At 60.1% G+C, this 7,219-nt stretch carries 12 protein-coding genes, 1 tRNA gene and 1 pseudogene; 4 read left to right on the forward strand and 10 right to left on the reverse strand.

The genetic code is table 11. From position 1 onward, the window contains the following. Window positions 1-244, reverse strand: a pseudogene (locus tag EN750_RS11380) (hypothetical protein); the annotation flags it as partial. A gap of 148 nt (window positions 245-392) precedes the next feature. After that, complete coding sequence (locus EN750_RS11385; RefSeq protein WP_127396483.1) at window positions 393-1,334, reverse strand: N-formylglutamate amidohydrolase; 942 nt, start codon at window positions 1,332-1,334, stop codon at window positions 393-395. 163 nt (window positions 1,335-1,497) lie between these two features. Between EN750_RS11385 and EN750_RS11390 the strand changes: the two genes are divergently transcribed. Further along, window positions 1,498-1,860, forward strand: coding sequence for a response regulator (locus EN750_RS11390; RefSeq protein WP_006199474.1), 363 nt, complete (start codon window positions 1,498-1,500; stop codon window positions 1,858-1,860). 114 nt (window positions 1,861-1,974) lie between these two features. Next, window positions 1,975-2,049: transfer RNA gene (locus tag EN750_RS11395), tRNA-Val, on the forward strand. Between the two features lie 308 nt (window positions 2,050-2,357). On the opposite strand, the gene EN750_RS11400 is transcribed toward EN750_RS11395, so the two are convergent. The 5 genes from EN750_RS11400 to EN750_RS11420 form a co-directional block, all read right to left on the reverse strand. After that, a complete protein-coding gene (locus tag EN750_RS11400; RefSeq protein ID WP_127396484.1) occupies window positions 2,358-3,530 on the reverse strand; it encodes a tyrosine-type recombinase/integrase in 1,173 nt (390 codons plus the stop codon). 181 nt (window positions 3,531-3,711) lie between these two features. After that, window positions 3,712-3,954 (reverse strand): hypothetical protein, encoded by a 243-nt coding sequence (locus EN750_RS11405; RefSeq protein ID WP_127396485.1) that lies wholly within the window; start codon window positions 3,952-3,954, stop codon window positions 3,712-3,714. Then, on the reverse strand, window positions 3,951-4,205 hold the full coding sequence (locus tag EN750_RS11410) for a hypothetical protein (RefSeq protein ID WP_127396486.1): 255 nt from the start codon (window positions 4,203-4,205) through the stop codon (window positions 3,951-3,953). Before EN750_RS11410 ends, EN750_RS11405 begins: the two co-directional genes overlap by 4 nt. Beyond that, the gene (locus EN750_RS11415) at window positions 4,202-4,618 is read right to left on the reverse strand and encodes a hypothetical protein (RefSeq protein ID WP_127396487.1); all 417 of its coding nucleotides are present in this window, start codon (window positions 4,616-4,618) and stop codon (window positions 4,202-4,204) included. Before EN750_RS11415 ends, EN750_RS11410 begins: the two co-directional genes overlap by 4 nt. A gap of 67 nt (window positions 4,619-4,685) precedes the next feature. Continuing rightward, complete coding sequence (locus EN750_RS11420) at window positions 4,686-4,859, reverse strand: Arc family DNA-binding protein (protein ID WP_127396488.1); 174 nt, start codon at window positions 4,857-4,859, stop codon at window positions 4,686-4,688. Window positions 4,860-4,942: 83 nt separating this feature from the next. Between EN750_RS11420 and EN750_RS11425 the strand changes: the two genes are divergently transcribed. Next, entirely contained in the window at window positions 4,943-5,374 is a 432-nt protein-coding gene (locus EN750_RS11425; protein WP_127396489.1) for an Arc family DNA-binding protein, read from the forward strand. Between the two features lie 7 nt (window positions 5,375-5,381). On the opposite strand, the gene EN750_RS11430 is transcribed toward EN750_RS11425, so the two are convergent. The 3 genes from EN750_RS11430 to EN750_RS11440 all read right to left on the reverse strand — a co-directional run bounded on the left by EN750_RS11430 (window position 5,382) and on the right by EN750_RS11440 (window position 6,806). Continuing rightward, window positions 5,382-5,723 (reverse strand): hypothetical protein, encoded by a 342-nt coding sequence (locus EN750_RS11430; protein WP_127396490.1) that lies wholly within the window; start codon window positions 5,721-5,723, stop codon window positions 5,382-5,384. A 1-nt stretch (window position 5,724) separates the two neighbouring features. Further along, window positions 5,725-6,069, reverse strand: a complete 345-nt coding sequence (locus EN750_RS11435) for a hypothetical protein (RefSeq protein ID WP_127396491.1) — start codon at window positions 6,067-6,069, stop codon at window positions 5,725-5,727. Window positions 6,070-6,155: 86 nt separating this feature from the next. Further along, a complete protein-coding gene (locus EN750_RS11440; RefSeq protein ID WP_189526139.1) occupies window positions 6,156-6,806 on the reverse strand; it encodes a LexA family transcriptional regulator in 651 nt (216 codons plus the stop codon). A gap of 128 nt (window positions 6,807-6,934) precedes the next feature. Between EN750_RS11440 and EN750_RS11445 the strand changes: the two genes are divergently transcribed. After that, the gene (locus tag EN750_RS11445) at window positions 6,935-7,165 is read left to right on the forward strand and encodes a Cro/CI family transcriptional regulator (protein WP_127396493.1); all 231 of its coding nucleotides are present in this window, start codon (window positions 6,935-6,937) and stop codon (window positions 7,163-7,165) included. Window positions 7,166-7,219: the final 54 nt, after the last annotated feature.

The raw sequence follows: 7,219 nt of genomic DNA on the forward strand, positions 1-7,219 counted from the left end.
AGCGCGGCAAGGTCTCCGCCGCTGCCGCCTGCGCGATGCGACGCATGAAATCGATGCTGATGTCCAACTGATTCTCCCGCATTGCAGCATGCCCGAGCCCGGCTTTGCCGCCAATTTCGTGCCAAAACAAGGGTGTCGAGGATTTTTCCCCGACGGCATCTGTTGCCTGGATGTCACACAGGCGCCATCGAAACGCAATTTCCACATCAGAGTGAATTAAAAAAGGCTGAAGGTCGCTTGACATTTGTGCAGCGCACAATACCCTCAATCTCGGACAGGGTTTCCTGTCCATGCCCTCCTTGGGCGTTTCCTCCCTAGACTTCGACCGTATCGTGCAAACGATGCGGTCTTTTTTTATGGCGCCATTCAGTCCGCGGCCAGCGGCAGGTTATTCACTCCGCGGCCTGTGGCAAGTCGATGAAATGATGATCGGGCATCGACATCAGGTCGGCTGAGAACCGCGTCAGATCGTCGGCCAGCGCATCGAAGCCGGCAGCCTTCTCGAATGTCCGCTCGTTCATATAGAGCCCCCGGTTGACCTCGATCTGCAGCGCGTGCAGATGGCGCGCCGGGCGGCCATAGTGCTCGGTGATGAAGCCGCCGGCATAGGGCTTGTTGTGGGCGACCGAATAGCCCATGGCGCTGAGCAGGCCGATCGCGGTGTCGGTCAGGGCGGCCGTTGCCGAGATGCCGAAACGGTCGCCGATGATGAAGTCGGGCCGCTGGCCGCTGTCGCCGACCCTGATGCTCGCCGGCATCGAATGACAGTCGATCAGCACGGCAAAGCCAAACCGCGCATGGGTTCTGGTCAACAGCCGCTTCAGCGTCTCGTGATAGGGCTTGTAGACGGCCTCGATGCGGGAGACCGCTTCGGCCAGCGGCAAGCGGCCGGAATAGATGTCGAGCCCCTCGCCGACCAGCTTCGGCACCGTGCCCAGCCCGCCGGCCACCCGCGCCGAGCGGATGTTGCAGAAGGACGGCACCGGCTCGGCGAACATGCGCGGATCAAGCTCCCACGGCTCGCGGTTGACGTCGAGATAGGCCCTCGGGAAATTCGCCGCCAGCAACGGCGCGCCGAGCGCGACGGTGCCGCCGAACAGCTCATCGACGTAGCAGTCCTCGGACCGGCGGATGGCGTTGCGGTCCAGCCTTGCCATGGCAAGGAAGCGCTCCGGATAGTAGCGGCCGCTATGCGGTGAGTTGAAGAGGAAGGGGACGCGCTGCTCGACGCCCGACCGGATTTCGAAGGGTGGAAAGACCGAAAAATCCTCGGCTGCCGTCTTCAATTTGAACGAACCCGAAAACACCAGTGCATCATGATGTGAAAGTGCCACCTTGCAAGCCTCGTGTCCAGCATTTCGGCCGCAGCACACGCCCGGTAAATATGGATCATCCCCGTCAGCGTTCACTTGATGTTTACCCTCACCTCCTCATATACAGGATGGTTAACGGGCTTGCCCAACGGCAACCTCGGGCGGGTGATTCGGACGGGATATCATGGCACGCATTCTTCTGGCGGAAGACGACGACGATATGCGTCGGTTCCTCGTCAAGGCGCTGGAGCGCGCCGGTTACCAGGTCAGCGATTTCGACAATGGCGCCAGCGCCTATGAGCGGCTGCGCGAGGAACCGTTCTCGCTGCTGTTGACCGACATCGTCATGCCGGAGATGGACGGCATCGAACTGGCGCGGCGCGCCACAGAGATCGATCCTGATCTCAAAGTCATGTTCATCACCGGTTTCGCCGCCGTTGCGCTGAACCCGGATTCCAAGGCGCCGAAAGACGCCAAGGTGCTGTCGAAACCGTTCCATCTGCGCGACCTCGTCAACGAGGTCGAAAAGATGCTGCAGGCGGCCTGAGCCGTTTTTAGCCGAGGCGCCGCACTCTTCGCCACTGCGGCGAGACGACGCCTTCTTTCCTTTTTCCTGCTATTGACGCGCTGGATCAAAAATGGTGTATGCGCGGCTTCGGATGGGCGTGTAGCTCAGCGGGAGAGCACTGCATTGACATTGCAGGGGTCACAGGTTCAATCCCTGTCACGCCCACCATCCTTTCAATAACTTAGCTAACTCGCTGATCTGGCTGGCACAGAAACGGCACAGAAACTCGTTTATTCAGACTGCGCCTCGAAGTCTCTGAACCTCACCCGGCGCCGGTTGGGGGCCGATGCCAGGCACGATCTCCCCGTCCAGGACCTCCATCCGTTCGCCGCTCTTCGGGCGAGCACGTCCTACTGCAGCCTCAGCTTCGGCCGGCGTTGGGTAGCCTGCCATGTAAAGTGCTGTGTCGTAGGCAGGATCGTCCGATTCTTTTTCGCCGACCCAAACTCGAACAAACCATCCAACAGGTGCAGTCATCAGACTTCCGCCGCGTTCTTCTGAAAGTCGACGTGGTGGTGGCCATAGACCTTATCGAGCGTCTTGGCCGACATCCCGAGCGCGCCTGCCGCTTCCCAGATATCTACGCCCTTGAACATCATCCAGGTTGCGCGGGTATGGCGAAGGACGTGCGGCGTGATCGCCGGCTGTCCCGTGATGGCCGGATCCAGCCAAGCGTTGTCGATCGCCATTTCCCAAGCGGTGCGGACAGAGGCCACGCCCCGGCCCATATAGCTCACGACATGCAGACAGACCGCCACGGGCTCGCCGGCCTGCCTGGCGGCCTCGTCACGGGCATTGTCGTCGATAAGCTTCCATCGGCGCAGATGTGCGCTGATTCGCTTTCCAAGGCGCACGGGCGGCTGGCGCTTGTTCGTTTCCGCTACGCCCTCCCCTCGCCGATGCATGACGCCGCGCTGGCTGTCGATCCAACCGCCCGTGGTGTTCGCCATCCACTGGACATTGCAGATCGCCGCACGCCGCGACCCGGTGTAGAGCCCCAGCAGTAAGAAGCGCGCCAAGTGGCGGTTGATCGCGAACCGGTTCCGGCGCCACCGGTAATGCTCTCGACGGCTGGCCACGTCGCACCAGAATTCACGGTAGAAGCCCAGAGCGCCGGCAAGCAACATCGCGGCTTCCGTTCTCGTCAGCCAGCGGTCGCGGGCGGGCGGGACATCGGGCATGGTCACTTCCGGAACGGATGCCAGCGGGCCATGCTCTTTGTGCCAATGATTAATGGCCTTCGACAGCGCGGCTAGTTCGCGCCGGATCGTGCCGGCCTTTACGGTCTTTCCCCTGGCCTTTGCATAGGCGCGGCATGTCTCGCCGCGCACGTCCGCCAGCGTCTTCGAACCCCAAAACGGCAACAGAGCAGCTATCGCATAGCCACTACGCTCTGCCGATTTCTTGTGTGGCGCGTACTCGCGACCGTATGCGGTCAGGACTTCGGCGACCGAGAGGCGAGCGAGATGACTTTCGCGGGAGACTGGTTTGAATTTTTCCGCGATGTACTCCCCGAGCCTTTTTTCAGCTCCTGCGCGATCTGGTTCGCCGCAGCCTGTGCGTTCGAAGACCTCGCCGACATCCCGGATGACCCATTCGCGTCGTTTCGGGTCGAGGTAGAGCCGGGCTCCTTTGGCGGGTCTTGGCATTTGGTCATCATTCCTCTCACCGACGAGGGCAACACAAAATCCGCCCTGCCTATGCGCACGATGTTAAGCCTGCCACGGCGCGCCTCGGCTCGCAACGTGGCAGGGGTGATGCGATTTCTGAAGAAATGCTGGCAAGCCTCCTTCAGGGTCAGCGGCGAATCCTCGAAAGGATCGGCTGGCGTCATCCGGCGACCCTCGCCGCCGCATGCACTGCCTCCCATTTGGTCAGAACAGCCTCGCTCTTTTCGAGAGCGATCCGACCGGCGAAAACCAACATTTCGGCGTCACTCTCATGAACACGATAATTGCTGTTTTCGGCCGGTGTCTCGAAATGGCTGTTCATCCAGGTGAGGACCAGACGGTTTGCCAAGACGGCATCCCGCACTTCGCTTTCAAGGTCGTTGTGGTTCAGGGCGGCGGTCACGAACGCACCGCCTTTCTGCTACGAGCATCGGCCATGACTTTTTCGTGACATGCCGAAGCGGCCTTGACGAGATCGCCCGCCAAGTCGCGGGCGATCCACAAAAGGTCGTGAACCTGTTGCATGGCCTTGGCTATGCCTTCGTCGCTAGGCATAGGCGTTTCTATGGCGACATCGTGCATGACACAGATCAGCGTCTCAACGTGACGGATATCGGATTGCAGGTCGTTCAGGTCGTCGGAACGCGCGGTCATGCGTCACCGCCTTCCGACTTGCCCAGCATTTTGACCACGGCGACCATCGTGGCCATGGTGTAGCGATTGACCTCGCCCAAGAAACCGATTTCGACGCCGGTCAGATGGTTGCCGGACGGCTTGCGTTCCTCCTGCCTCACCCGGCACATGTCATTGACAATGCAGCCCAGCAGCGTGGCGTTGCCGTTGGTCGGGTACCGGCCGATAAAGTCGAGATATTCGCGCGCCAGTTCGTGGCCCTTGTCGCAGTCCTTGCCGAAATAGCCCGTGGCCTCGACGTTCCAGTAGTTGACGCCGCCGACATCGCGGGGCTTGCGATGCATGAATGACAAGGTGTCAGCCTCATGCGGGACCTTGCGGACCGGCTGGGCTGGAATTTTCACGTTTGCCGTGCTATTTGCTGTCTTAGTCATCTACTGCTCCTAGGCGTTGATGATGTGGGGAGCCGCCCTGCAAGGCGGTTTCATTTCGGAACGGCGATCAGTTCGAGCCTGCAAGCTCGCTGGTCGCCGTTTTCGTTTCGTCCATTCGATTGCGGATGCACCGCACGATTTCCGAGTTTTGCGAACTGCCGTTCCTCGCGGCCTGCGAGGCGATGAAGGCTTTCACGTCCGCTGGCAGTCTCACCAGAAATTTCGGGTCGGCCCGACTCATGTCCTTTCCTTTTCGATTAACCATGATCCAATATAGCACCGTGCTTTATTGCCGGCAATAGCACCGTGCTATATATCCGGCGCATGGCCCGCGAAGATCCACAGATAAACATCCGAATGCCGGCATCGCTGAAGCTACGGCTCGAAGAAGCCGCGCTGGAGCTAGGGCGAAGCGTCACCGCTGAAATCGTGGCACGCCTGGAGCAGTCGTTTGTCGGGCCGAAGCATCCACCGCAGATCATAATCAGGCTGGAGGCTCTGAAGACCGGAACGCCGTCCGTCGACATGCCGCTGGGCCAATTCTTCCAAGCCATGTCCGGCACGATGCGCGAACTGACAGAGGCCAAGAAGGCCGAAGAGCGCGCGGCGCGGCGAGCCGAGAGAGAGGCAAACCCCCGCCAAAACGGTCCTGGGCTTTCCGAGACGCTCGATTCCGCGCCGGACGACGCTGAAGCAGCGGAACGTGCGGCAAAGGACGTGCTTGCGCGGCGCAAGCGGAAGTTGGATTTGGGATAGGCCCGCGTCACGCTGTGCAATCCTTCAGCAGGAACGTCATCACGCCGTGGGCGGCGCGTTGGCCGGGAAATTCGCTGTCGGCGCCTTCGTATTCGCCCGGGTGTTCGGAGAGATAGTGCATCCAGCCCCAGACCATCGCGACCACGCGAATGCCATCCATAGTCTTTGGAGTGTTCTTGTTGATCGCATCCGCCAATGCTGCGCATGCGCCGTGCGCAGCATCTATCGCGATGTCCTTAGTTTCCCCGCCCCATAGGGCAAAAGCGGCGCGCTCTGCATCCCAGGCTTTGCGAAATTCGACCCCTAGGGCGAGCAGTTCGGCGTCGGCCACTTCGGTCATCATGTCCATATCAAGCCTCCCAGGCATCGCTGGACCGGGCGTAAGCCACGCCGTGAAGGTCCATCTTGGTTTCGTATTCAGCGACGCGGCGCACGGCGGCGAGGTACAGCGGCAGGCGATAGGCGAGCTGCTGGCGGGCATAGCCGACAAACTTCGGGCTGTGGCGGCGGACGGTGGTGGTCAACATCTCGTCGCGCTGGGCGATTGTGGCGAGGTGCTGACGGATAAAAAGCAGATGGTCTGCAACTTCCCGGAGCGAGTAGCGCCATGCGGTGGCGAGGCGGCCTTGAGCGTCAACATCGAGGCCCAGCGGGCGGGCAAGATCAGTGAAGACCGAAGCGGCGGCGGTGTGCATGGTGGCTCCATCGGTTGATGAAGCAATTCAAGCACGGCTTAACCATCTAAGTCAAGCCACGCTTGATATAAACTTGAAGCCACGCTTTACTTCGTTCGACGTCGGAAGCGTCGGTGCTCGTTCATCGTGCCGACGATCCTGCCGGGATTTTTCGCTGAGATTGTCAGCGTTGGGTAGTCTGGGTTCAATGGGTAAAGCTCAATGACCGGATGGCCTTGCTCGTCGGCGCCGCGCGGTCGGTACTTCTTAAACGTCGCCTCTTCCTCGCTATCGAGAGCCGCAACTACACAATCGCCAGGCAAAGGCCGAAGACCCGTGTCGACTATGATCACATCGCCGCTCTGGAATTCCGGCAACATACTGTCGCCGTCTATTTCCAGAGAAAATGCATAGCCCGCCGGCTCCCAATGGATTTCAAAGGATGGCGTGTCGGGCGGCAGCGGTTGATCCGCGACTATCGGCGACCATGATCCAGCGGTGACCCGACTAATTAGAGGCGCGTTGTAAACGGTGGGCCCTTCTGGCCGATAGAGCAGCAGCTCTCGCTTGCCCCCGCCCGTCGCTAGGTCAACACCAAGGACTTTGCTCAGGGAGATGAGACGACCGCCTGTAGGCGTGGTTGTGTCGCTCTCCCATTGCGACACGGCCTGAATGCTGACGTCCAGAGCGCTTGCGACATTTGCCAAGGTGAGGCCTTTAGCCTTCCTGGCCGCCTTGATTGTTGTCCCCAGGGTCATCGAAGATTTCTCCATTTCGTTTCAAGAGACTAAAGCCACACTTGATTAGTTCAAGCAAGCTGCACTTGAACTTATGGTTAAGCCGTGCTTGAATACGGTGTCAAATCAAGCAGCGGGTGAAAATCTCCATGAGCGATCCAGACGAAAAGAACGGCCTGGAACTGGCCGTTGAGGCAGTAGGCGGCCAAGCGAAGAAGCTCGCGACGCTGCTCGAAATCACCCCCCAGGCAATAAGCCAGTGGAAACAGATCCCGAGCGATCGGGTGATCGCTGTCGAGAGGATAACGGGCGTTAGCCGCCGGTTCCTTCGTCCCGACCTTCATCCGCCTGAATTGCCATCGGTGGATAGCGCTGCGTGAGCAAGGCCAAAGCGCGGCGGGTCGATTTTTACCCAGACGGATACATAACCGGCG

Origin of the sequence: Mesorhizobium sp. M7A.F.Ca.ET.027.03.2.1, assembly GCF_003999175.1 — a bacterium.
In the GTDB taxonomy this organism is placed as follows: Bacteria; Pseudomonadota; Alphaproteobacteria; order Rhizobiales; family Rhizobiaceae; genus Mesorhizobium.

Bases quoted from the DNA above. Each gene is read 5' to 3' on its own strand.
- EN750_RS11390 (WP_006199474.1), top strand. From the start codon at position 1,498: ATGGCACGCATTCTTCTGGCGGAAGACGACGACGATATGCGTCGGTTC.
- EN750_RS11400 (WP_127396484.1), bottom strand. From the start codon at position 3,530: ATGCCAAGACCCGCCAAAGGAGCCCGGCTCTACCTCGACCCGAAACGA.
- EN750_RS11410 (WP_127396486.1), bottom strand. From the start codon at position 4,205: ATGACCGCGCGTTCCGACGACCTGAACGACCTGCAATCCGATATCCGT.
- EN750_RS11415 (WP_127396487.1), bottom strand. From the start codon at position 4,618: ATGACTAAGACAGCAAATAGCACGGCAAACGTGAAAATTCCAGCCCAG.
- EN750_RS11420 (WP_127396488.1), bottom strand. From the start codon at position 4,859: ATGAGTCGGGCCGACCCGAAATTTCTGGTGAGACTGCCAGCGGACGTG.
- EN750_RS11425 (WP_127396489.1), top strand. From the start codon at position 4,943: ATGGCCCGCGAAGATCCACAGATAAACATCCGAATGCCGGCATCGCTG.
- EN750_RS11430 (WP_127396490.1), bottom strand. From the start codon at position 5,723: ATGGACATGATGACCGAAGTGGCCGACGCCGAACTGCTCGCCCTAGGG.
- EN750_RS11435 (WP_127396491.1), bottom strand. From the start codon at position 6,069: ATGCACACCGCCGCCGCTTCGGTCTTCACTGATCTTGCCCGCCCGCTG.
- EN750_RS11440 (WP_189526139.1), bottom strand. From the start codon at position 6,806: ATGACCCTGGGGACAACAATCAAGGCGGCCAGGAAGGCTAAAGGCCTC.
- EN750_RS11445 (WP_127396493.1), top strand. From the start codon at position 6,935: ATGAGCGATCCAGACGAAAAGAACGGCCTGGAACTGGCCGTTGAGGCA.